This is a genomic window from Romboutsia lituseburensis DSM 797 (assembly GCF_900103615.1).
In the GTDB taxonomy this organism is placed as follows: domain Bacteria; phylum Bacillota; class Clostridia; order Peptostreptococcales; family Peptostreptococcaceae; genus Romboutsia_F; species Romboutsia_F lituseburensis.
This window is the reverse complement of sequence record NZ_FNGW01000002.1, coordinates 20086-42637: the sequence shown is the minus strand read 5'-3', so window position 1 is coordinate 42637 and position 22552 is coordinate 20086. Positions and strand designations below refer to the sequence as shown.

25 protein-coding genes and 1 riboswitch are annotated in these 22552 nt (G+C 26.1%); of the genes, 20 read left to right on the top strand and 5 right to left on the bottom strand.

Going from position 1 to position 22552, the window contains the following annotated elements; all coding sequences use genetic code 11:
• Positions 1 to 83: 83 nt before the first annotated feature.
• The 6 genes from BLP75_RS03435 (at position 84) to BLP75_RS03410 (ending at position 5561) form a co-directional block, all read left to right on the top strand.
• Positions 84 to 1001, top strand: a complete 918-nt coding sequence (locus BLP75_RS03435; protein WP_092722935.1) for a helix-turn-helix transcriptional regulator — start codon at positions 84 to 86, stop codon at positions 999 to 1001.
• Between the two features lie 105 nt (positions 1002 to 1106).
• Complete coding sequence (locus tag BLP75_RS03430) at positions 1107 to 1568, top strand: GyrI-like domain-containing protein (protein ID WP_092722933.1); 462 nt, start codon at positions 1107 to 1109, stop codon at positions 1566 to 1568.
• A 169-nt stretch (positions 1569 to 1737) separates the two neighbouring features.
• On the top strand, positions 1738 to 2067 hold the full coding sequence (locus BLP75_RS03425) for a hypothetical protein (protein WP_242872374.1): 330 nt from the start codon (positions 1738 to 1740) through the stop codon (positions 2065 to 2067).
• 259 nt (positions 2068 to 2326) lie between these two features.
• Positions 2327 to 3523 carry a S41 family peptidase gene (locus BLP75_RS03420; protein WP_092722931.1) on the top strand — a complete coding sequence of 399 codons (1197 nt, stop codon included), beginning with the start codon at positions 2327 to 2329 and terminating at the stop codon, positions 3521 to 3523.
• Positions 3524 to 3690: 167 nt separating this feature from the next.
• Positions 3691 to 4995, top strand: a complete 1305-nt coding sequence (locus BLP75_RS03415; RefSeq protein ID WP_092722930.1) for a D-alanyl-D-alanine carboxypeptidase family protein — start codon at positions 3691 to 3693, stop codon at positions 4993 to 4995.
• A gap of 179 nt (positions 4996 to 5174) precedes the next feature.
• Positions 5175 to 5561 (top strand): YmaF family protein, encoded by a 387-nt coding sequence (locus BLP75_RS03410; RefSeq protein WP_092722929.1) that lies wholly within the window; start codon positions 5175 to 5177, stop codon positions 5559 to 5561.
• Positions 5562 to 5617: 56 nt separating this feature from the next.
• Here the strand turns inward: BLP75_RS03410 and BLP75_RS03405 are convergent, their stop codons facing one another.
• Entirely contained in the window at positions 5618 to 6268 is a 651-nt protein-coding gene (locus BLP75_RS03405) for a glycosyltransferase (protein ID WP_092722927.1), read from the bottom strand.
• Positions 6269 to 6538: 270 nt separating this feature from the next.
• Here BLP75_RS03405 and BLP75_RS03400 point away from each other — a divergent pair, with 270 nt between their 5' ends.
• The 4 genes from BLP75_RS03400 to BLP75_RS03385 all read left to right on the top strand — a co-directional run bounded on the left by BLP75_RS03400 (position 6539) and on the right by BLP75_RS03385 (position 10446).
• Positions 6539 to 7474, top strand: a complete 936-nt coding sequence (locus BLP75_RS03400) for an alpha/beta hydrolase (protein ID WP_092722925.1) — start codon at positions 6539 to 6541, stop codon at positions 7472 to 7474.
• Between the two features lie 74 nt (positions 7475 to 7548).
• Positions 7549 to 7917 carry a BlaI/MecI/CopY family transcriptional regulator gene (locus BLP75_RS03395; protein ID WP_092722923.1) on the top strand — a complete coding sequence of 123 codons (369 nt, stop codon included), beginning with the start codon at positions 7549 to 7551 and terminating at the stop codon, positions 7915 to 7917.
• Positions 7910 to 9457, top strand: coding sequence for a M56 family metallopeptidase (locus BLP75_RS03390; protein ID WP_092722921.1), 1548 nt, complete (start codon positions 7910 to 7912; stop codon positions 9455 to 9457). Before BLP75_RS03395 ends, BLP75_RS03390 begins: the two co-directional genes overlap by 8 nt.
• Positions 9458 to 9465: 8 nt before the next feature.
• Positions 9466 to 10446 (top strand): glycerophosphodiester phosphodiesterase family protein, encoded by a 981-nt coding sequence (locus tag BLP75_RS03385; protein ID WP_092722919.1) that lies wholly within the window; start codon positions 9466 to 9468, stop codon positions 10444 to 10446.
• Positions 10447 to 10476: 30 nt separating this feature from the next.
• Here BLP75_RS03385 and BLP75_RS03380 read toward each other — a convergent pair whose 3' ends face one another.
• Positions 10477 to 11319: an FUSC family protein gene (locus tag BLP75_RS03380; RefSeq protein WP_139149823.1), complete on the bottom strand. Its 843-nt coding sequence runs from the start codon at positions 11317 to 11319 to the stop codon at positions 10477 to 10479.
• A 383-nt stretch (positions 11320 to 11702) separates the two neighbouring features.
• Between BLP75_RS03380 and BLP75_RS03375 the strand changes: the two genes are divergently transcribed.
• On the top strand, positions 11703 to 12359 hold the full coding sequence (locus BLP75_RS03375; RefSeq protein ID WP_330385772.1) for a pentapeptide repeat-containing protein: 657 nt from the start codon (positions 11703 to 11705) through the stop codon (positions 12357 to 12359).
• A gap of 147 nt (positions 12360 to 12506) precedes the next feature.
• On the top strand, positions 12507 to 13223 hold the full coding sequence (locus BLP75_RS03370; protein WP_092722915.1) for a hypothetical protein: 717 nt from the start codon (positions 12507 to 12509) through the stop codon (positions 13221 to 13223).
• A 59-nt stretch (positions 13224 to 13282) separates the two neighbouring features.
• On the opposite strand, the gene BLP75_RS03365 is transcribed toward BLP75_RS03370, so the two are convergent.
• Positions 13283 to 14071, bottom strand: a complete 789-nt coding sequence (locus BLP75_RS03365) for an EFR1 family ferrodoxin (protein ID WP_092722913.1) — start codon at positions 14069 to 14071, stop codon at positions 13283 to 13285.
• Positions 14072 to 14282: 211 nt separating this feature from the next.
• On the opposite strand from BLP75_RS03365, the gene BLP75_RS03360 reads away from it, so the two are divergent.
• The 5 genes from BLP75_RS03360 (at position 14283) to BLP75_RS03340 (ending at position 17838) form a co-directional block, all read left to right on the top strand.
• A complete protein-coding gene (locus tag BLP75_RS03360; protein WP_092722911.1) occupies positions 14283 to 14708 on the top strand; it encodes an N-acetyltransferase in 426 nt (141 codons plus the stop codon).
• Between the two features lie 39 nt (positions 14709 to 14747).
• Positions 14748 to 15602 carry an AAA family ATPase gene (locus BLP75_RS03355; protein ID WP_092722909.1) on the top strand — a complete coding sequence of 285 codons (855 nt, stop codon included), beginning with the start codon at positions 14748 to 14750 and terminating at the stop codon, positions 15600 to 15602.
• Between the two features lie 184 nt (positions 15603 to 15786).
• The gene (locus BLP75_RS03350; protein WP_092722907.1) at positions 15787 to 16923 is read left to right on the top strand and encodes an MFS transporter; all 1137 of its coding nucleotides are present in this window, start codon (positions 15787 to 15789) and stop codon (positions 16921 to 16923) included.
• A gap of 183 nt (positions 16924 to 17106) precedes the next feature.
• On the top strand, positions 17107 to 17562 hold the full coding sequence (locus BLP75_RS03345) for a YdeI/OmpD-associated family protein (RefSeq protein WP_092722905.1): 456 nt from the start codon (positions 17107 to 17109) through the stop codon (positions 17560 to 17562).
• 54 nt (positions 17563 to 17616) lie between these two features.
• Positions 17617 to 17838: a hypothetical protein gene (locus BLP75_RS03340; RefSeq protein ID WP_092722903.1), complete on the top strand. Its 222-nt coding sequence runs from the start codon at positions 17617 to 17619 to the stop codon at positions 17836 to 17838.
• A 48-nt stretch (positions 17839 to 17886) separates the two neighbouring features.
• Here BLP75_RS03340 and BLP75_RS03335 read toward each other — a convergent pair whose 3' ends face one another.
• Positions 17887 to 18081 (bottom strand): hypothetical protein, encoded by a 195-nt coding sequence (locus BLP75_RS03335; protein WP_092722901.1) that lies wholly within the window; start codon positions 18079 to 18081, stop codon positions 17887 to 17889.
• A gap of 268 nt (positions 18082 to 18349) precedes the next feature.
• A riboswitch (guanidine-I (ykkC/yxkD leader) is annotated at positions 18350 to 18451 on the top strand.
• A 63-nt stretch (positions 18452 to 18514) separates the two neighbouring features.
• Here BLP75_RS03335 and sugE point away from each other — a divergent pair.
• Positions 18515 to 18835, top strand: coding sequence for a quaternary ammonium compound efflux SMR transporter SugE (sugE, locus tag BLP75_RS03330; RefSeq protein WP_092722899.1), 321 nt, complete (start codon positions 18515 to 18517; stop codon positions 18833 to 18835).
• 218 nt (positions 18836 to 19053) lie between these two features.
• Positions 19054 to 20031: a BMP family lipoprotein gene (locus tag BLP75_RS03325; RefSeq protein ID WP_092722897.1), complete on the top strand. Its 978-nt coding sequence runs from the start codon at positions 19054 to 19056 to the stop codon at positions 20029 to 20031.
• A 35-nt stretch (positions 20032 to 20066) separates the two neighbouring features.
• Here the strand turns inward: BLP75_RS03325 and BLP75_RS03320 are convergent, their stop codons facing one another.
• On the bottom strand, positions 20067 to 21026 hold the full coding sequence (locus BLP75_RS03320) for an alpha/beta hydrolase (RefSeq protein ID WP_092722895.1): 960 nt from the start codon (positions 21024 to 21026) through the stop codon (positions 20067 to 20069).
• 226 nt (positions 21027 to 21252) lie between these two features.
• On the opposite strand from BLP75_RS03320, the gene BLP75_RS03315 reads away from it, so the two are divergent.
• The gene (locus BLP75_RS03315; protein WP_092722893.1) at positions 21253 to 22548 is read left to right on the top strand and encodes a DUF389 domain-containing protein; all 1296 of its coding nucleotides are present in this window, start codon (positions 21253 to 21255) and stop codon (positions 22546 to 22548) included.
• The last annotated feature ends 4 nt before the right edge of the window (positions 22549 to 22552 follow it).

The following is a 22552-nucleotide window of genomic DNA, read 5'->3' as shown; positions in this document are numbered from 1 at the left end:
AGTACTTGGAGTCAATTAAATATTAATAGTATAATTTAGATTAAGATTTAGTTTATATAAAATATAGGGGTTTATGAATAATTATGAAGATAAATAGATTAACTGAGATAATAGTAACACTTTTAAATAAAGATACTGTAACGGCTAAAGAGTTAGCTGATAAATTTAGTGTATCGACAAGAACTATCTATAGAGATATTGAGGAACTATCATTGTCAAATATACCTGTATATATGACTAAAGGCAAAAATGGTGGAATATCATTATTAGAAGAATACTCAGTAAATAAAGCCATATTATCGGCTAAAGATAAACAAAGTTTAATAGTAGCTTTAAAAATGTTAGAAGCAACAAACTATCCTGAAATCAATTCAGTTATAAATAAAATAGGATTTATGTTAAATAAAGAGGAACTTTCAAATTGGATAGATATAGATTTTTCTAGATGGGGAAGTGATTTTAATGAAAATGACAAGTTTAATCAAATAAAAATGGCAATATTAAATAATAAAGCGATTGAGTTTAGTTATATAAACAGTTATGGAAATTATTCAGCAAGAATTATTGAACCGATGAAGCTTATGTATAAGGGTCAAACCTGGTATTTACATGGATTTTGTAGATTAAAGAAAGAAGCAAGGATTTTTAGAATAACTAGAATAAAGAATTTAGTTATAAAGAATGAAAATTTTATTAGAAGAAATATCAAAGATATAAACACGATCCCATCAAAACAAATGATAGAAAATATGGTTAATTTAAAATTAAAGCTTAGAAAAGATGTTTTGTATAGAATCTTTGATGATTTTGATCAAGATAAAGTAATTGATAATAAAGATGGTACATATGATGTGAGTATAAAATTTCCAGAAAATGAATGGTTGTATGGATACATTCTTTCATTTGGGAATAGTGTAGAAGTTATAGAACCTAAATATATAAGAGATATTATTTTAAATAAAATGAAAGAAACTATAAAACTGTATGAATTAAAATTATAGGCTAAAAAAACTATAAATATATTAAACAATATTTAAAAATATGACATACTTATGTCATATTATCTGAGTTATACTTTAAGAAAAAGTAGATAAGGAGAATTGTTTATGAATTATGAAATAGTTAATTTAAATGAAAAGCAGGTAGTAGGTTTAATAAAGGAAACTACTAACAGTAATAATAAGTCAATAAGAGACATTGGCATGCTATGGGAAGAGTTTTTAGGCAAAGAACACTGGAAAAAGATAGAGAATAGAAAGAACAATAAATCTATAGGATTATATACAGACTATCAGGGGGATTTTACTCAACCGTTTAACTTTATCTGTGGTTGTGAAGTGGACAAAAACATACAATTTAAATTACCATTAGTAAGTAGAACAATACAAGGAGGAAGATATGCTAAGTTTATAATAAATGGAGATATTAAAGAGTCTGTAGGAGAATTTTGGTTGAAGTTATGGCAAATGGATTTAAATAGAAAATATTCTTGTGACTTTGAAGAATATCAAAATAATACTCAAGATATGCAAAAACAAGAAATTCATATTTATATATCTATAAAGTAAGTATATATAAACCGAAAACGGTTTTAATATATATGGGTGAATATATATAACAAATGTATGAAAAGACTATATACTCAGGTTTTGTAGAAATTTTGATGTTTATTTATGTTCATAAGGTGTTCCACTATTCATGAAAGTTAATATCATGGTATAGAGGGGGTTGATAAAATTGAATTCATATAGAGATATGTGCAATAATGAAATAAATAAACTTTATAACAAATGTGAAGAATTAATGAACTATCATGTTATTTTGAAAATGAAAGATGGTAGTATGCTTGATGGGATTATTGAAGATATGGATGGAGATAATGTTATTGTATTAGTTGGAGAAGATATAGTAGATAACAATTGTGAAAAACAAAAAAATAAAAGACAGCATGGATTTCCTAGCAGATATAGAATGTATAGAAGAAGACCGATACCTCTTGTGAGTTTGATTGGATTATCACTGTTAGCGTATCCGTATATAGCTCCACCTTATCCATACCCATATTAAAAAAGAGTATTTTTATAAAAAATTTAAAAAGTAGTTAAAATAAAAAGAGATTATATTTATTAATATAGTCTTTTTTATTTGTATGATGATTGACAAAATATAAAAATAGCTTTTTTTCTAAATATCTGAGTATTATTTCATTTATATCATAAAATATATGTGCAACGTTAAACACATACAGAATTTAGTTAATCTAGATTTTATTGTAAAGTAGTGTTAAAATGTTTAAGATTATTGGAATAATAAGGACGTGAAGCGGATGAAAAAGAAAGCAATATTTTTAGTGATTATATTTATATTTACAATAGCATTAGGACGTTATACCTATTCTAATACTAATCAGCTATCTAATACAGAAAAAGTAGAAGATTTTAATTATATGTATAATACTATAAAAAATGGATATCCTTATCTTGATGTAAATAATAGACGTAATAATATAGGGTGGCTAGAAAATAAGGATAAATATATAAAGAGAATTGAAAATACTAAAAGTGATCAAGAATTTATAGAAGCAATGTCATCTATATTATCAGATTTGAATAATAGACATACTGAAATAATAGACAATAAAAAGAGGTATGAACTTTTTAAAAGGGCATATTCAAATAATAATTTATATGATTTTCTTAACAATAATAAAGTAGTAGATAGATATAATTCTATAAAGCCTAAAATAGAAATATCAAAGGAAACTTTTTCAAAAAAAGAGTTGATTTTAAAAGATGCAATTAAAGACAAGGTAGGATACATATATTTGCCATCGATGGCATCGAAGAATGGATCTATAGAAAAAGACTTAGATATGATTGGAGATTATATTAATACTTTAGGAAATCATAAAGCTTTAATTATTGATATAAGAGAAAATTTAGGAGGAAGCGATAGATATTGGCAAGGAATAGCGTCAAAGCTCATAAAAGATGATATTAGAGTAAATGGATATAGAATTTATAGAAATGATAGTGAAATAATTAAAAAATATACTGATGCAAAAAATATAAAGCTACAACCTATAAAAAAGCTGCCTATTAACGTAAAGAATAATGCACCACAGGAAACTTTAGAAAAATTTAGTGATTTTGAAAATACACTGTATGATCTAAAGTCAAATCCTAATTTAAAGTTTAAAGGTAATATTTATTTAATTGTAGATGAAAAGGTATACTCTTCCTCAGAGGCATTTGCTATATTTTGTAAGGAAACTAAATTCGCAACATTAATAGGACAAACTACAGGAGGAGATGGAGGCGTTATAGATCCTGTGTTGTTTAATTTGAAAAATAGTGGATTAATAGTTAGGATGTCAAGTTGTATGTATTTAAATAAAGATGGAATATGTGATGAAGAATTCAAAACTATTCCTGATTTTAAGATAGAAGATTGTAAAAGAACTTCAGATTTTAAAGATGATAATTGTATCAAAAAAGTATTAGATATTGAAAATATAGTATAAAAACTATTTATTATAAAGAGGTATTGATTTAATAATCAATACCTCTTTTAATATTGACCCCAAATGATAATAATCATAAATCTTGACGACAAAATAAGCTAAATATTGTTGAACAATATTTAGTATGATATACTTTAAAAGAATATACGATAGAAATGAGGTTCAAAATGAAAAAAATGAAGTTTTTTAAGGCGTTAATTCTTACACTTCTGATAACGATATCAACATCTGTTACTAGTGTAGCAAATGCACAAAATAATATAGGGCAAATTCAAGGAATAATTGCAGAATCAGCAATAGTTATGGATATGGATACTGGTGAAGTTATTGCATCAAAAAATGCTGATAAACAGAGACCTGTAGCTAGTACAATTAAATTGTTAACATCATTAATTTTTGCTGAAAATACTTCAAAATCAGAAGATATTTCATTTACTGAAGATTCACTTAAAACTACTCAAACAGCATTAAATAACTTTAAAAAAATTAATGTGGGTGATAAAATTTCAAGTAATGATCTTATGAAAGCGGTTATGATTTTTTCTGCTAATGATGCTGCATACCTGATGGCAGACTCTGTAGCTGGAAATACTAAGGATTTTGTAAAAATGATGAATGATAAAGCTAAATCTCTTGGATTAGAAAATACACATGTAGTAAATCCTTGTGGATTAGAAAAAGATGCTTTAAATCCACAAAGTACAGAAGTTAACTTATCAAGTGCATATGATATAGCAATAATTGCAAGTGAAGCTTATAAGAATGAATGGATAAGAGATATAATTTCAGAAAAATATAAAAAAACATCAGTTAATTTATCAGGATCACCTGTTCTTATTGAAACAAGGAATAAAATTCTTGGTCAAGACGGTAATATTGGTGGAAAGACAGGAAATGAAATTCAAGCAGGGCGTTGCTTTGTAGGATTCTTTGAAAGAGATGGTAGAAAATTAGTTACTGTAGCTCTTAAGTCTGAGTATGGGGCAGATGATACAAATGTATTTAATGATACAAAAAAGATTGCAGATTACGGTTATGATGCTAAAAAACAAGTATTCAAAAAAGCAGGAGAAAAGGTTGGTACAGTAGACTTAGAATACAAAACATTTGGATTTTTTGGACCTAAAAAGAGTATAGAAGCTCCTATTGTAGCGTCAAACGATATAATGTATTATAAAAATGATATTAACGATAAAAATGCACAAGTAGAATACGATAATAAAGATAAGAGTGCATGGAAGTTAGCAAATAAAAAAGTAGACTTAACATTTTCATTGCCAAATTATAAATCAAAAATACCTGGAAAGATAGATTTATCAGTGTTTGATTTAATCAAAGATAATATAGGCGTTTATGCTACTACTATTGTAGGAACTATTTTATCATTGGGAGTAATAGCTTATAGTATTAAATTTATTAATAGAAATAAAAGATATAAGAGAAGAAATAAAAATATATATAAAAGAAGATAATATAAAACAAAAATTATATATTATAAATAAGTATAAATTAGTTTAAGTAAGTTGTGTAATTTTGACAGGAAAGATAAAAATAAGACAAAATATAACACTGAATTTATATTATATGCATAGCATATATCAAGGAGTTCTTTTAATAGAGCTCCTAATATAATATATAAAAGAGGGTTGTTATGAGAAATCAAAATTACAAGTGCGCAAAATATGATTGTAACAAAACTATGGACTGTAATGATGAAAAAATGATGACGCATGTTCATGAATTTTCAGAAAGTGTTAAATTGGCTGAAGAATGCGATGATAGACATAACCATCGTGTTGCAGGTGTTACAGGTGAAGTTATACCAATTGATTGTGGAAGAAATCATGTTCACAAAATTAAGAATGAAAATACAGATTTTCTTGACCATTTTCATCAAATATGTGTTATAACAGGTCCTGCAATTCCAATACCAGGTACTGATAAACACGTTCATTTAGTGGCTGGAGAAACTACTATTGTTGATGGGCATTTTCATGAATTTTTGTTTACTACTCAGATTCAAGCACCTTTAGTATAAAATTAATTTAATTAATATTATAAGAACCGTATTACAATAAGTAATACGGTTCATTTTTATTTGAATTTTTGAGGGAATTGTTTTATTATACCATCAGTAATAATATCAGCAAACATAATCATATGATCTTCGCCTTTATCATATGCTTGTATATCTGCATTCCAATCCTTATTTAATCTAGCAACAACTTGATCAGTAACAAATTGTAAATGATTATATAGCATGTCTTTTAGAGTATCATATGAGTAGTTAGGATTAGCAGAACTTAAAAATTTAGCTATACTATCTGCATTTTCATACCATAACTTATTGTATTTTTTTAGATCTTCTTTATTTCCATTTTTAGCAGCATCAGTTACTTGAACAGCAAGGTTTATATGATCTCTTAACAATAAAGCAAGTTTATTCCCAGCTTCTTCTCCGTAATATGATTTAATTGAATTTCCTATATCATCTTGATTTTTAAGCAATCTTTCTAACACAAGTCCCTTATCTTCAAGTGAAGATAAATCGCTTACAATCGTATTTCTAGTCCATGAAACATGATCTATCCATAACCTTCTTTGTAGCATTCTTAAATCACAACAAGATTTACTATACTGTAGGTCTTTAGACGTGAAATTTTCTAACGCTTGACCTTTAATCGGAGTTAAAATAAGGGTTAGCACAAATAATAATGCTAATGAACTTCTTAAAAAATTTTTCATTGTTATATACTCCTTTAATTATTAAATTTTGCTTTAGTTTGTCCAAAATTAAATTTATTTATAAATGTAGTATTAGACAAATAATTAGTCAACTAAGAAATATTATATAGATAAAAAATACTTATATTCATAATGTATATGAGTATTTTTAGTTTATAACTTGATACAATAAACAATATATTAAGTGATAGAAAAAACAAAAAGATTAAAGCTATTATATAAATTATAAATATTATAAGTAAATTATATGATTAGAAAAAGGAGATTAATATGACGAGTTTAAGAGGTAAATTAGTTAGAATATTAATAGCAAATAAGCACCTTCTTAAAGGAAAATTAAAAAGAGAAGTAATAGATTCATCTACATCTATAGAAAAGCTAAGAAATGATATAAAAACAGTTGCAGAGAAAATATCAAAATTACCTAGAGGAGTAAAAGTGACTACTTCAGAGTTTGATAAATTCTATAGTGAATGGATAATACCAGAAAACTGTGATGAAAATAAAGTTATATTGTATTTTCATGGGGGAGGATTTATTGCAGGATCAAGTGAAGACCATAGAACGATAGTAGCTAATTTTGCTAAAAGATGTCAGGTAAAATGTTTGGTTTTTAATTATAGCCTTGCACCAGAAAAACCATTCCCAGCGGCAATAATGGACTCTATAGACATTTATAGTTGGCTATTGGAGATTGGATATTGTCCTAAAAATATAATGTTTGCAGGAGAGTCAGCGGGTGGAGGTCTAGAAATAAGCACAGTATTAATGTTAAAAGAAATGAAAATTAGACTCCCAAAAGCTATAGTTGCAATATCACCTTGTGCAGATATGACTTGCTCAGGAAAATCCAATACAACAAAAAAGTATATAGATCCTTGTATACCAATAGGAGCAAATGAAATATATACTGATTATTACACAGGAAATCATGATCCAAAAGACCCTATAATCTCACCTATATTTGCTGATTTTACAGGAATATGCCCTATAATGATTCAAGTAGGAACCGATGAGATTTTACTAGACGATTCTATAAGGCTAGCAAAAAAAGCAGAGGAAGATGGAGTAGATATAAGTATTCATGTGTGGGAGCGTATGTTTCATTGTTTCACTTTATTATCATCAATACTTCCAGAGGCAGATGATTCAATGGAAGAAATTTGTCAATTCATAAGCAAACATTTATTATATAATATAAATTAAAAAACTTGACAATATGAGGTTTACTATTGTAGACTAATGAAAAAGGTCTACAAATATAAATCAAAGGAGAAAAAATGAGAGATATAAAATTATCAGATTCAGAAATGAAATTTATGAATTTAATATGGGATAATGCACCGATTAATTCTACAGAGTTAGTAAAGCTAGTAGAAGCTAGTTTAGGATGGAAGAAATCAACTACATACACTGTACTAAAAAGATTATCACAAAGAGATATTCTAAAGAATGAAAATGCTATAGTTTCCTATTTAGTACAAAGAGAAGAGGTACAACAAATTAAGGGAGATGAAATTTTAGGTAAAATGTATAATGGATCAATAAAATTGTTTTTAGCTTCATTTTTAAATAAAGAAAAAATATCAAAAGAAGAAGCTAAAGAACTTGCAAATATGATTGAAGAGTATATCGAAAAAGATGAATAAAGGAATAAGTATTATATTTTACATAGTGCTTTATATGAGTGTTATATCTACTTTTATTGCGTTATCAATTATGATGATAAGATGGATAGTAGGTAGACGAGTACCTGCTTTTTTTAATTATGCTTTATGGAGTATATTATTAGTTAGACTTATAGTACCAATGACATTTGCTAGTGAATCTAGCATATTTAATTACTTACCAACAACTAATAAGATACAAGTTGTTTACAGTAATATAAGTAAAAGTGAAGAAGTAAAAGAAATTTCTGATATTAAAGAGGATGTAAAAAAACAAGAAAGTCATATAAATATTAATGCAGTTTCAAATATTTGGATAATAGTAACTGCTGGATTATTTATAGCGTTTACTACTAACTATATACTAAGTATGAATAAATTTAGAGAAGGGATTTTATATAAATCATATGAAGTAGATAGCATTATAAAATCATTAACAAGAATGAATATCAGAGTTTATACTGTTGAGTGGGTGGACACACCTATGGTGTGTGGTATATTAAAGCCTAAAATTATAGTACCGACTCATATTACACAAGAAAAAAATAAAGATATACTTAAAGCTGTAATTTTGCATGAACTTGTACACATAAAAAGAAGAGATAATATTATTAAATTAATTTCAATATTTACAGCTTGTGTTCACTGGTTTAATCCAGTAGTTTGGAGAGCACTTGTATTATCTCATATTGATATGGAAAAAGCTTGTGATGAAAAGGTAATGCAAATTACTGCAGGTAAGTTTAAAAAGAAATATGCTGAGTCATTGTTAAGTTTTGCTATTGATAAAAGTAATATTACAAATACAGCAACCGTATCATTTGGAGAAAGTAATATTAAAAAGAGGATTGATGGAGTATTAAAATATAATAAAACCAAACTTACAGTTAAAATAATTACAATTACTATGTTTGTATGTGCTACATTATTGCTTATAACGGATGAAAGTAAAAGTATAGTACAAGCAAATTTAAATACGTTAAAAGATGAAAGACAAGAAAGTTGGGTTAATTTAAATGATATATCACCCTTTGTAGAACAAGCTATTCTTGCAAGTCAGGATCAAAATTTTTATTATCATAATGGCATAGATTTAATTGCTATTGTAAGAGCTAGTGTAAATAGTTTAACATTGAAAAATGAAATTCAAGGAGCCTCTACAGTTACTATGCAATTAATAAAAAATGTATGTGAATATAATAAAATCAATGTATTAGAAAAAAAGCGTACGCAGATATATTCAGCAATTAATTTAGAGAAAAACTTTAGTAAAGAAGAGATAATAGAAGCTTATATTAATGTAACATATTATGGAAGAGATATAAGAGGACTAAAAAATGCGGCTCAGTATTATTTTAATAAAAGTCCTTTAGAATTAACTAAAGAAGAATCTGCTAAATTAATAGCTATTTTAGATAATCCAAAAGAATATGACATACTAAGTGAAAAAGAAAATAATGAAAGTAAAGCCAAATTAATAATAAGTAAAATTAACAAAATGAATAAAGATATTGGAGATTAACTTAAATTATGAAAAAAAATAAAACAATTAGATACATAATATTATTTATAGTGCTATTAGTAGTTTTTATATGGGCAAATAACACTTCATTATTTCTTAGAAATAATGAAGTCAATCCTAAATTATTAGCTCACCGTGGTTTAGCACAGACATTTGACTTAGATAATGTTGAGTGGGATACTAATACAGCTGAAATAATACACAAACCAGAACATGAATACTTAGAAAATACTATAGAATCAATGAAAGCAGCATTCTCACATGATGCAGATATAGTAGAATTAGATATAAAATTAACTAAAGATAATAAGTTAGCAGTTTTTCATGATTATTTGCTAGAATATAGAACTGATGGTAAAGGTGAAATAGCTGATTTCACTATGAAAGAGTTGAAAAAACTAGATGTTGGATATGGATATACAGCAGATGGCGGTAAAACATACCCTTTTAGAGGTAAAGGAATAGGTATGATGCCTTCAATTGATGAAGTTTTTAAAGCTTTTCCAGATAAAGAATTGTTAATACATGTAAAAGCTAATGATGAGGAAATAGGTAAAGTTCTATGGAATTACTTAAAAGTTATGAATAAAGAAAGATTATCTCAAATTACTATTTACGGAGATGATATACCGATTGAGTATTTAAAAAATCAAAATAAAGATATAAGAGCAATGTCTAAAAAATCACTTAAGCAAGCATTAATAAGTTATGAATTATTAGGTTGGACAGGATACATACCTGAATCACTTAAGAATACATATGTAGGATTACCTGTTAAATATGCTAAGTTTTTATGGGGATGGCCTAATAAGTTTGGAGATAGGATGGAAAGTGTTAATACAAAAGTTGTTATAGTGGAAGGGAATGGTAAATGGTCTGAAGGGTTTGATAATAAAGATTCTTTAAAAAATATACCAAAAAATTATTCTGGTTATATTTGGACAAATCGAATAGATAAGATAAGCCCAATAATAAAAGACCATAAATAGATTTAAAAAGAGGAGCTAGTAAATTTAATCTTAACTAGCTTCTCTTAACTGTATAATTTTTAAAATTTCACTCATATGATATTCTAAAATCAAATTACTGTTATCAGATATAATATAATTATCCACTACATTGATACCATAAGCGTATAACTCTTTAGCTAAGCGCTTAGATACTATCAAGTTTTGCTTTTGGATACTTAAACCATACATATGATAATATAATTCTTCACATTCTTTTAGTATCGCTTCAAGCTTTTCCTTGTCAAATGTATAAATAGAATACTTTCCCTCATCGATATAGTTTTCATGAGTTGATTGTAAACTGGTTAAAATATCTGAGAGCTCCTTTAATCTACTATATTGTATACTAGAAATTATATCTTTCACTAAATTTATATAAAGATCTTCCAACTCATGGAAGTTAAATTGTATTTTCTCGATATATCTTTTTCTCCTAAGGCTGTAATTTACAACTAAGGCTATAATTACGCCAACTAGTGTATCGAAGGTTCTTCCAACTGAATAAGCAAGAGGATCAGATGCACCTGAGCCAACTACTATGGATGCAAAGGTCAATGTAGCTATTGCAACTGAATCTTGTATTCTTAATAATATACATAAATATATTATGAATATTACTCCTAGGCCAATAAGTATAGAGGATTTACCCAAATACATTATCATTAAATATCCACATAGTCCACCTAAAATTGTACCTGCGATTCTCATTAAACCTTCTAAAAATGAACTTTTTACAGTATTTTTCATTGACACAACACTTGCAGAAACTGTAAAGATAGAATCATTCACTATCCCTAGTTCTCCAAATAGAACAGATAACATAACTCCTATACCTGTTTTAACGGTCCTCATTCCTATTTTTGGAAAAATGTTTTTATCATTAAATTTTAAATTCAACACCACCTTTTATTTAGTTATTACTTTATATATTCTAATGTATAACATAATTTGTCAATAATATTTTAGATATACCATTTAATAAAAATAAATTTTATATTAGATTTAATTATTATGTGATATAAAATTAATAAAAATTCATATGATAAGCAAGTAGATGTGTCTTTACATACTAAAAAAATTAGGTGAAAAATATATTTGTACCATTATAAATAATTTATAATAAGCTTGTTATGACTAAATTTATGTGTTACCATTAGGAAGAATTATATAAAAAACAATTAATATAAAGCTCTTATACTTTTAGTATACGAGCTTTTAAATTATACGGAGGCAAAATGAACAATAAATCAAGTAAAGAAATAGGACTAAAATACAATAAAGCAAAAAAAATGGATAAAAATTTTATGTATCAAGACTTAAAAAGAAGTAACTGCTACAACACTGATTTCTCGAACTCAAATTTTAATTTTACAAGTTTAAGAGGTGCTCATTTTAAATCGTGTAACTTTTATGGATGTACTTTTAAATCATCCGAAATAATAGGAGCTAACTTAAAAAGAAGTAAATTTAAAAATGCAAAACTTGAAAACACTATATTTGAAGGTGTTAATTTAGAAGAAGTAGATTTTACTGGTGCTAAATTTAAAAATGTAATATTTTTAAATACAGATATAACTAAATCTAAGAATCTTGATATAAACTCGCCTCAAATAAAAGTATTTGAAGAAATGCCTGCTATAGAGATAAGCGAAAGATTAGAAAATGCTATAAAATCAGCAATGGAAAATAAATATGTTAAAAAATCAAGAACATTAGATACTAAAGATGGTGGAATTAACTCTGTGAGCATAATGATACTTTTAGAAAGTTTTAAAGAAAAGCAATTAATAGATGGATTGATGTTAATAGGAGAAAGAATAGACAAGGAATTTTGTACGCTAAGCTATATAATAAAAAATTTAGAAGTATATAAATCTCAAGGTCTTTTATAAATTCTAAATAACTATACAAATAACCCCTATGACATGGTGAACTATGGGGGTTATTTGTATTAGGTAAATACATCTCTATTTATAATTTTACTTGTTACATAATAGTATGGTATTATAATAAAATACAGAAATTTAAGGAGATATACAATGAATTATATACAACCAAACAGTAAACATGAAGTATTTGTTAAGAATATAGGAGTAAAGCAAAGGTTTGATAAATTGATAACAAAATCAGTGAATGTAACGCCAGAGCAAGTAAGAAAATCATTAGAATTTGCAAAAAAATGCGTTGAAGAATCTAATGATTATATAAATTTAGTACCAGATGATATAAAAGACAAAGAACTTAAAAAGGAAGTAGGAACCCAAAGAATATTTGTAGAAAAAATTGCTGAATGTGCAGTTATAAATTATTTAGTTAGCAAAGGCAAAGATGCATCTTCAATTGAAAAAAATAAAATAGGAATAAAAACAGCAATTGCTAAAGGAATGCATACAAGACTTATTATAGATAAAAGCGAATTCTCAAATAAGAAAAATAAAAAGAATTACTATGTTGGGGTTCATCTTAATTTAGAAATGAAAGATAAAAAAGATAAAATTAAAAGACATGTAATAAAAGACTTATATAATATTGAAAAGGTTCAGATTTTCGGATACTTAGATAATAAGTTTATAAATGAACTTAAATATGAAACTGTAAAAAATAAAGAAGGTAAAAAAGAATATAAATTTTTCAATAAAAAATCGCAAGGATATGAATCTAAGTCAGAGTATGCTAAGCTTTTAGATACTGAGTGTAAATGGTATTACTTAGATAGAATGTTACCAATAGATAACCTTGTTAAGAATTTAAAGTAATAAAAATTTTAAAACCACACTTATAATAAATTTGTTATAAGTGTGGTTTTATTTAAATATTATAAATAAGTTTCTGGGTTATTTGAAACATTACTAAAGTTATTAATTAACATGTTTTTTATATTATCAAATTCAGGATGATTGAAATTTTTAGCTTTTACAGGACATTGATTTATACATCTACAGCACTTTATACATTTAGTAGCATCTGTATTTCTACAATCATATAAATCAATAGCTTCAGTAGGACAGTTTTCATAACATATTTTACATTGAAGACAATTATCATTGGCTTCAGGAGCCATAGGAGGCAGAGATTTTTTCTTAATGACATAAGGTAAATTACCTGGAACTTTAAGTTTATTAATATTATTTATATCATCTATAGATGCTAATTTAGTTTTTATTTTAAAACCAAATTCTTCGGCTATTTTTAAATCATTTGCATTAGGGCGATTTTCTGCTAATAGTGAAGTATAAGAATGTTCTCCAATAAATACTGCGCCAGCTATTCCAATAAATCCATTTTTTTCAAAAGTATCTTTTAATTCCAAAAGAGCATCTTCATAATCTCTATTTCCATATGTAACAACAAATACTGCGGCAGTGTTCATACCTTTTATTTTATTAAAGTATTCAACTAAAAATTTAGGAACTCTACCTGCATATACAGGAACTCCAATTATTACTAGATCATTTTCTGTGAAGTTTAAACTTTCTACTCTATTTCTTTCCAATGTAATATTATATTCATTGACTTTATCACTAATGCTGCTTGCGATTGACTTAACTACACACGATGTATTATCTGTTGCACTAAAATATAATAAATTTACTTTTTTATTCATAATATATCTCCTTTTATTAAAACGTCTTAATAAGATATATAGTATATTATTTACACAATACAAACAAGAAAGAACTCTTTAAATTCATATTTTATATTATAAACTATCCCTTGCAACGACTTATTTTAGTAAAATATACTTATATAGTATTATCTAAGAGTTAATGATAAAATAAAGACTAAATAAAACAGTTAGGAGATATTTAATTAATATGATAAGAAAATTGGGAGATAAAGACATAAATAAAATAATGGATATATGGTTAAATAGTGCAATGAAAGCACATGAATTTATAGATAAAAATTATTGGGAAAATAGCTATAATACTGTTAAAAACATATATATACCAATGTCTGAGACATTTGTATATGAAGAAGATAATTGTATAAAAGGATTTATAAGTATTATAAATAATGAATTTATAGGAGCATTGTTTGTTGATATTAATGAACAAGGGGTAGGAATTGGCAAAAAATTAATAAATTACGTTATAAATAAATATAAAAAATTAAATTTAGCAGTGTATAAGGAAAACAAAAACTCAGTTAACTTTTATTTAAATAGAGGATTTAAAATAATTAAAGAACAAATTAATGAGGACTCTGGATATAGTGAATATCTAATGGAAATTAAGTAAATATAAAAAGTTATATTACAAATGAAAGGAAATTAAGTAATGATATATTTAGAAAGTTTTATATTTCCTAGTGAATACATGGAGTTTAAATTTATAGAAAATGAGAAACGAACTTGTTATGACTCATTTTATCCATTTAAAGTATTATCAAAAAATCTATTTGAAAGAATTGATTTTGAGTCAATTACTATTTTGTATGGAGGAAATGGATCAGGAAAATCAACAGCACTAAATGTAATAGCAGAAAAGTTAGAGTTAAGTAGAGATTCTATATATAATAAAACTAATTTTTATTCTGATTATGTTAATTTATGTGAAATGTATGTTGAACAAGGAGTTCCCCAAAATAGTAGAATTATAACAAGTGATGACGTATTTGATTATATGCTAGATGTTCGTAATATCAATGATGGGATTGATAAAAAAAGAGAGGATATTTTTGAAGAATACTTAAATACTAAGGGCTCTAGTTTTCAAATGAGCTCGTTAGATGATTACGATGAATTAAAAAAAATAAATTATGCTAGAAGAGTAACTCAATCTAAATTTGTTCGTAAGAAATTAACGGATAATATAAGGGAGTATTCAAATGGAGAAAGTGCTTTTAAATATTTTATTGAAAAGATAGAAGAAAATGGAGTATATATATTAGATGAACCTGAAAATAGCCTTTCACCAAAGCGTCAAGTAGAGCTAGTTAAATTTATTGAAGATGCAGCAAGATTTTTAGGTTGTCAATTTATTATATCAACACATTCACCTTTTATGCTAGCTATGAAAGGTGCTAAAATATATGATCTTGATGAAAGTCCAGTGGATGTTAAAAGATGGACAGAATTAGAGAATGTTCGTACATACTATGAATTTTTTAAAGAACATGAACATGAGTTTTAAAAATAGGAGCTAATTTTCCTATTTTTTTATTTTTAATAGATCACTCTTAGATCGAATAAACATACATTAAAGTTAAAGTTTGATATAATTATATATATAGGTACTGTGAAAATGGAGGGATAAAAATGTATCTGCATGCATAAGCCCCTATTAGTTAAAATTAATATAACTAGGGGGCAACTCAATGAAACTAAATTTAAAATTAATGTATATAATATCATTTTTACAAGGGCTAGTATTTTATGCACCTGTAAGTTTAATTTATAGAAAACAAAGAGGATTATCAGTAAGTGAATTTTTCTTCTTAGAATTTATTTTGTTACTTATAGTAGTATTAACAGAAATTCCATGGGGATATTTTGCAGATAGATATGGATATAAAAAGACATTGATAATATCTTATTTGTTATTCTTCTTAGGAAGACTGAGTTTACTATTTTGTAATAGCTTTATGGGATTTTTAGGTCAGACTGTATTAACAGCCTTGGGTGTATCTGGAACTTCTGGATGTGATATAGCATTTCTATACAAATCATGTAATTTAAACGAAAGTGAAAAAGTTTTTGGACGATATAGTGCATTCAATAGTTTAGCATTTTTTATTTCATCAATATCATCATTTTTTTTTATATCTATATCAATAGAATTGGCTGTAATAGCAACAGTTATTGCTTATGGAATAAGTATTGTTATGATTTGTATTACAAAGGATGTGCAAATAGAAAGATCTAATCATAAGCCAAGACTCATAATAAAAGAAAGCTTTAAGGATATAACAAATATAAAATGGACTTTTATATTTGTTATATCAACTGCTATAATAGCTGAAATATCCTATGGAATAAGTATAAATTTAGGTCAATTACATTTTGAAAGGATAGGAATTGATATAAGATTTTTAGGATATATAAGTGCATTTTCAGAGCTTTTAGCGATGTTATCATGTAAAACTCATGTGCTTAGTAAAAAAATTGGTCAAGATAAAACCTTAAAGACTATGATAAATATAATGTTATTATGTGTATTAGTACTTATATTTACGAATAGCATTGTAATAAGTATTATTGTGATATGTTCTTTAAGTGGTATAGTATCTATGATATCTCCTATTGTGTTAGATATAAAAAACAAATCTATAAGTAAAAATAGAGCCACTGTTTTATCTATTTATTCAATGATAGGAAGTATATTTTCAGCGTTTATAAATATGGCAGTAGGATTTTGTGCGGATATCTATTTGAAATATGCATTTGTAACTTGCTTTGTGATAATGGGTTTAGGTGTATTTGGAGTTTATTTGTGTATGAAAAACTTTAACTAATATAGAGGGAATAAGGTAGGGATTTCGATGAATTTATACCTAATTACTATACCACATAGTGTGATTTTGCTATAATAGGAGGATCAATATTATTTTTTAAGAAAAGAAAAAAATGATGAATAATTCCAGATTATTATTTGGAAAAATAAATAATAAAAATATGACTAGCGGAGGTTAGGTATAATGCATAAATTTGAAGCTATTATAAAAAAGATGCCTGATAAAGATGCTACTTTTATTGAAATTCCTTTTGATGTAGAAAAAGAGTTTGGGGAGAAGAGAGTTAAGGTAAAAGCTAAATTTGATGGTGTAGAGTATAGAGGATCTATTGTAAATATGGGATTAGAGTGTCATATTATAGGTATTACTAAATCCATAAGAAATCAAATTGGAAAATGTGATGGAGATAGAATACTTGTTGAGGTAGAAAAAGATGTGGAAGTTCGTGAGGTTGAATTACCTATAGATTTTAGATGTGAATTAGAAAAAAATGAATTAGCTTTAAAGTTTTATAATAGCATATCTTATTCAGCAAAAAGAAAATATTATCAATGGATAACAAGTGCTAAAAAAGAAGAAACAAGAAATAAAAGAATTTTTGAAGCAGTTTCAAAGCTAGAATCAAATATAAAGCTATAAATAATTTTTAAATTAAAATATCATTATAGTATATAATCAAAGGAGATAAATACAATGAATAGTGGACAAGAGAAGTTTTTAAATTTTATAATAGAGAGAGTTGAACTAGAAAATCAGAATAAAGCGAAAGAGCTGCTAAATGAAAGTTTTGCAAAACAAGAAGATGGAACTTTTAATAAAGAGTATATGATGAGTTTTATTCCAAGAATGTTAGAGTTAATAAAGCCTGAGTTTATAGAGGAAGTTAAAAATATAATGATTAGCCATAAAGCATAATACAAAAAACTAGATATAAATTATATCTAGTTTTTTATTATAAATAAGTTATTTGAAATTTCTTTCTCCATCTAATCTATTGTGAGTTTCAGGACCTGCGCCTGCTCTAGTTACACATTTTTTATGCCCATCACCATCGATTTCAACGATTGTTTCTCTATCAGTATTTGTATTTTCTGCCTCTGAATAAAGTATTTGTCTCCCTAGATCTTTTAATTCTTCCATAAGTGATTTATCTTTCATTTGTTTTTCTCCTTTATTTTTTATTCTGCTCTTTAATTAATATCAAATACCTTGCAATATTTTCAATTAAATTTAGTATAGATGATACTTTATTATTTTTATAAATTATATAATGAGTTTTTTTATTCTATGGAGTATAAAATTGCAAAATAATAGAGTTTTTGCCTTATTACTTTAATCAATCACCTAATCAATCGTTTAATAATTAATAACCATTGATTAACTATATGTTTTTTGATAAGATGTAAATAAGAATAAAATTTGATAAATAAAAGTTTTATAGGGTTCCGTAGTTGAAATTTTAACTGGTCTGGTCCGAGATAAAACGCACAGTATTCTGTGTTCACGGAAGGACAAAAGCCTGGGAGATATTTTTTATATCGACTAGGCTTTTTTTAATTCTAAAATTAAATAATAAAGGGAGTGAAAAAATATGAAATGGTTAACGTTAGTAATTGCAGGTGCTTTTGAAGTATGGTGGGCTGTAGGTTTAAAGTATTCCGAAGGATTTACAAAATTATTTCCAAGTATATTAACAGTAATAGGCATGATAGCGAGTTTCTATTTTTTATCATTAGCATTAAAAGAGTTACCATTAGGAACAGCTTACGCTATTTGGACAGGAATTGGAACTATTGGAACTGTTATTTTAGGAATAGCATTGTTTAAAGAACCAATAGATCCTATTAGATTAGTTTGTATTGGTTTTATAGTAATAGGAATAATTGGTTTAAAATTAGTATCACAACATTAGTAAATTATTTAAATTATATTTATAATAGTCTATAAAAAATTTACTATAGACAACAATTTACTATAAAGATTATGGTGATAGTTAAAATACTTCTATATAGATATAAGTATGTTTATGACAATATTTTCAAATGTCAACTTATTTTTATAACTAAAAATTAAATATTAATTAATAATATGTGATATAATATTAAAAGTTTTATAATTGGAGGTCAAAAAATGAAAAAAAATAAAATCGTACTTATATTATTTTTAGTATTAATATTATTACTTGGATTATTTGTAACTAAACAAAATAAAAATAAGTCTAGTAATACTAATGAGGATAAAAAGTTATTGGTTACTCTAGTACTAGATAAGGGTGGAGTAAATGATGAATCTTTTAATCAATTAGCTTGGGAAGGCGCGAAAAAGGCTAAAGAGGAATATGGAGTAGAAGTAAAATACTTAGAGTCTAAACAAGAAAGTGATTATACAACAAACATAGAAACAGCAGTAGATTTAAATTCAGACTTAATAATAGGTATAGGGTTTAATTTAAGTAAAGCTATAGAAGATGCAGCTTTAAGTTATCCTGATCAAAAATTTGCTATAATTGATGGATCATTTAAAACTGTACCTAAAAATGTAAGCAATATATCATTTAGTGAATCTGAGGCTGGATATTTAACTGGATTAGTTGCTGGAAAGACTAGTAAAACTAATAAGTTTGGATTTATTGGAGGAATGCAAGTACCAGCTGTACTTCATTTTAAAGAAGGCTTTGAAAAAGGTATCAAGGAATCAAATCCAAATGCAGACTTAGTAGTTCAATATGCTAATTCATTTGTTGATGCATCTAAAGGTAAAGCTATAGCTCAGCAAATGTACAACAATGGTATAGATATAATAATGACTGCAGGTGGCGGTGTTAATAATGGAGTATACGAAACAGGATTAGAAAATGGAAAGTATGCTGTTGCAGTTGATATGGCTCAAAATCATATTTCTCCTAATGTAATATTAACATCAGCTCTTAAGAATGTAGATGTAGGTGTTAAATTAACAATAAAAGAATTAAAAGATGGAAACTTCAAAGGCGGAAATACAACTGAATACAATATAAAAAATGATGGAGTTGGTTATGAAAAAACTAAACTAATACCTGATGATATAATTAAATTTGTTGATTCCAAAAAAGAATCTATGAAAAAATAATAAAAAAAGAAAAGATGATATCGAAATTAATGATATCATCTTTTTATTTTTTCAATAAAGTTACTTGATAATTTCGCTATTTTTTTATATTCAATATCATGTACATAGTGAGAACAGTTTAAGTATATTATTTGTGAGTTTTTTAATTCTTTAGCCATTATTTTCTGAATTTTTTTCCAATCATTCTCATTCCATCCAGTACCAATGCCATTTGATACAAACATTAATACAGGAATATTTGGAATAGTATTTTGAGACACCTTTTTAGCGTTATTTTTAACTTCAAGAACTTCATTTAACATTGTAGAAGTTGCCGTTCTTCTATAAAAAATTGTTTTATATAAATCTTTTTCATCATCAGTTAAAGTTCCATATTTTATAGCATCACTTTCAGATAAACTTGGAATTAATCTTGTTATTCCAAGTTTTGAAGCTACTGAGCTAATCTTTATTAATGGAGTGTTTATTTTATAATTTTCATAAGCTTTAGGAAATGCCATATCAAGTCCTACAATTCCCTTTACCTCTTTTGGATATAATTGTGACCAATATAATGCTTCTAGTCCAGACATTGAATGTGGAAATAGTATATAAGGGCCTTTTATATTTGCAAGCGAAAGTGCTTGTCTTGTATCATTTAATATTGAGTCTATATCTCTTGGAGTATCAACAATATCACTAAAACCATATCCAAATTTTTCGATTACAACAATTTTGTAATTATCACTCAACAACGAGTACAAAGATTTAAAATCTAAAGTAGGTGAACTAGTACCCCCACCAGACATGAATACCAAAGGAACTTCCCCTTTACCTTCAGTATATATGTGCATAGAATGACCATTAACATTTATAATTTGTCCCATTGGTATAAATTTTTTATCTTCTTTTGATAAATTAATTTTGTGATTAATGTATATAAGTGCTATAAGCAAACCAATGATTATTGATATAGCAAATATTAAAGCAATAATTACTGTAGTTATTCTTTTCATAGATTTCCCCCATAAAAGTTTTTGTATAATAATCTATATCCATGGTATATCCTTTTTTATACTTATAAATAATTATACCAAAGTTTAATAACTAGTATAAGAGCAACAGTAAACATAAGTGATTATAAATACTGCTTATTAAGAAATAAGTAAAATAGCATGGATAAATATAATTAACTTATATTGTAAATATTAATATTAATATTTGTATATAGGAGGATAAAATATGAAGTTTGATATAGATAAATTTAGATATCAATTTACTAGAAATCAAGCTAGTTATGAAGAAATACATGAAAATATTTTAGAAGGAATGAATGTACATGGAGCAAACTTCATAATTTTGATGTGTGCAATAATTATTGCATCTATAGGTCTTAATATGAATTCTGTAGCAGTTATAATAGGTGCAATGCTAATATCACCGTTAATGGGATCTATCATAGGTATAGGGTATGGTGTAGGAACGTACAATGCAGAACTTTTAAAAAGTGCTTTTAAAATATTAGGTATTTCAATTGTGATAAGTATAATTACATCAACTATTTATTTTAAATTAACACCAATAACTACTGCTGGAAGTGAGATATTGGCAAGGACAAGTCCCACTATATGGGATGTTATTATTGCTTTTGTAGGTGGTATAGCAGGAATGATTGGGTTGACACGTAATAAATCAAGTAATGTAATACCAGGAGTTGCTATAGCAACAGCTTTAATGCCCCCGTTATGCACTTCAGGGTATGGAATAGCAACAAAGCAAATTGAAATATTTTTAGGTGCAGGATACTTATTTTTTATAAATGGGTTTTTTATATCTATATCAACATTTATAGTGACAAAGGCACTAGGTGTGCCAACTAAAACTAGTGTAGATACTGAAAAACAAAAAAAATTTAAAAGATTTATAATTACATTATCTATTATAGTTATGATACCAAGTATGATATCTGCTATTGCAATGATTAGAGAAACTATAAATGATAAGAATTTAAATGATTTTATAAATAAAGAACTACAACAACAATATGTGCTAAATAAAATAATAGATGAAAAGAATAATACTATAACACTAGTTACTATGGGAGATAGAATAACAACTAATGATTTGAATGAGTTAAACAAAAAACTTTCTTATTATGGATTAGGTGATAAAAAGTTAATAATAAATCAAGATAAAAGTGATCTATCTATCATAGAAAAATACATGAATAATATAAAAAATGATGAAAATAGTTTGAAAAATAATATGGAAGGCATTATAAAAAATAAACACATTGAGATTAATAATGAAGCAATATCTAAAGAAATAAAGGCTATCTATCCTGAAATTAAAAAATTATATATAGGATATTTAGATGGAGAAACACAAAAAGATAGTGGTATACCTATAATTGTTATATATAGTGAGAATGAAGATCTTAAAAATAGTTTAGTAAATATTGAAAATTGGTTTAAAATGAGAATAAATACTGAAAATGTAATGGTTTATATAGAGAATTTTAATGGAACTCAGAAGTAATATA

Excerpts from the sequence above, each read along its gene's own strand:
- BLP75_RS03435 (WP_092722935.1), top strand. The coding sequence starts at position 84 with ATGAAGATAAATAGATTAACTGAGATAATAGTAACACTTTTAAATAAA.
- BLP75_RS03430 (WP_092722933.1), top strand. The coding sequence starts at position 1,107 with ATGAATTATGAAATAGTTAATTTAAATGAAAAGCAGGTAGTAGGTTTA.
- BLP75_RS03420 (WP_092722931.1), top strand. The coding sequence starts at position 2,327 with ATGAAAAAGAAAGCAATATTTTTAGTGATTATATTTATATTTACAATA.
- BLP75_RS03415 (WP_092722930.1), top strand. The coding sequence starts at position 3,691 with ATGAAAAAAATGAAGTTTTTTAAGGCGTTAATTCTTACACTTCTGATA.
- BLP75_RS03410 (WP_092722929.1), top strand. The coding sequence starts at position 5,175 with ATGAGAAATCAAAATTACAAGTGCGCAAAATATGATTGTAACAAAACT.
- BLP75_RS03405 (WP_092722927.1), bottom strand. The coding sequence starts at position 6,268 with ATGAAAAATTTTTTAAGAAGTTCATTAGCATTATTATTTGTGCTAACC.
- BLP75_RS03400 (WP_092722925.1), top strand. The coding sequence starts at position 6,539 with ATGACGAGTTTAAGAGGTAAATTAGTTAGAATATTAATAGCAAATAAG.
- BLP75_RS03395 (WP_092722923.1), top strand. The coding sequence starts at position 7,549 with ATGAGAGATATAAAATTATCAGATTCAGAAATGAAATTTATGAATTTA.
- BLP75_RS03390 (WP_092722921.1), top strand. The coding sequence starts at position 7,910 with ATGAATAAAGGAATAAGTATTATATTTTACATAGTGCTTTATATGAGT.
- BLP75_RS03385 (WP_092722919.1), top strand. The coding sequence starts at position 9,466 with ATGAAAAAAAATAAAACAATTAGATACATAATATTATTTATAGTGCTA.
- BLP75_RS03380 (WP_139149823.1), bottom strand. The coding sequence starts at position 11,319 with ATGAGGACCGTTAAAACAGGTATAGGAGTTATGTTATCTGTTCTATTT.
- BLP75_RS03375 (WP_330385772.1), top strand. The coding sequence starts at position 11,703 with ATGAACAATAAATCAAGTAAAGAAATAGGACTAAAATACAATAAAGCA.
- BLP75_RS03370 (WP_092722915.1), top strand. The coding sequence starts at position 12,507 with ATGAATTATATACAACCAAACAGTAAACATGAAGTATTTGTTAAGAAT.
- BLP75_RS03365 (WP_092722913.1), bottom strand. The coding sequence starts at position 14,071 with ATGAATAAAAAAGTAAATTTATTATATTTTAGTGCAACAGATAATACA.
- BLP75_RS03360 (WP_092722911.1), top strand. The coding sequence starts at position 14,283 with ATGATAAGAAAATTGGGAGATAAAGACATAAATAAAATAATGGATATA.
- BLP75_RS03355 (WP_092722909.1), top strand. The coding sequence starts at position 14,748 with ATGATATATTTAGAAAGTTTTATATTTCCTAGTGAATACATGGAGTTT.
- BLP75_RS03350 (WP_092722907.1), top strand. The coding sequence starts at position 15,787 with ATGAAACTAAATTTAAAATTAATGTATATAATATCATTTTTACAAGGG.
- BLP75_RS03345 (WP_092722905.1), top strand. The coding sequence starts at position 17,107 with ATGCATAAATTTGAAGCTATTATAAAAAAGATGCCTGATAAAGATGCT.
- BLP75_RS03340 (WP_092722903.1), top strand. The coding sequence starts at position 17,617 with ATGAATAGTGGACAAGAGAAGTTTTTAAATTTTATAATAGAGAGAGTT.
- BLP75_RS03335 (WP_092722901.1), bottom strand. The coding sequence starts at position 18,081 with ATGAAAGATAAATCACTTATGGAAGAATTAAAAGATCTAGGGAGACAA.
- sugE (WP_092722899.1), top strand. The coding sequence starts at position 18,515 with ATGAAATGGTTAACGTTAGTAATTGCAGGTGCTTTTGAAGTATGGTGG.
- BLP75_RS03325 (WP_092722897.1), top strand. The coding sequence starts at position 19,054 with ATGAAAAAAAATAAAATCGTACTTATATTATTTTTAGTATTAATATTA.
- BLP75_RS03320 (WP_092722895.1), bottom strand. The coding sequence starts at position 21,026 with ATGAAAAGAATAACTACAGTAATTATTGCTTTAATATTTGCTATATCA.
- BLP75_RS03315 (WP_092722893.1), top strand. The coding sequence starts at position 21,253 with ATGAAGTTTGATATAGATAAATTTAGATATCAATTTACTAGAAATCAA.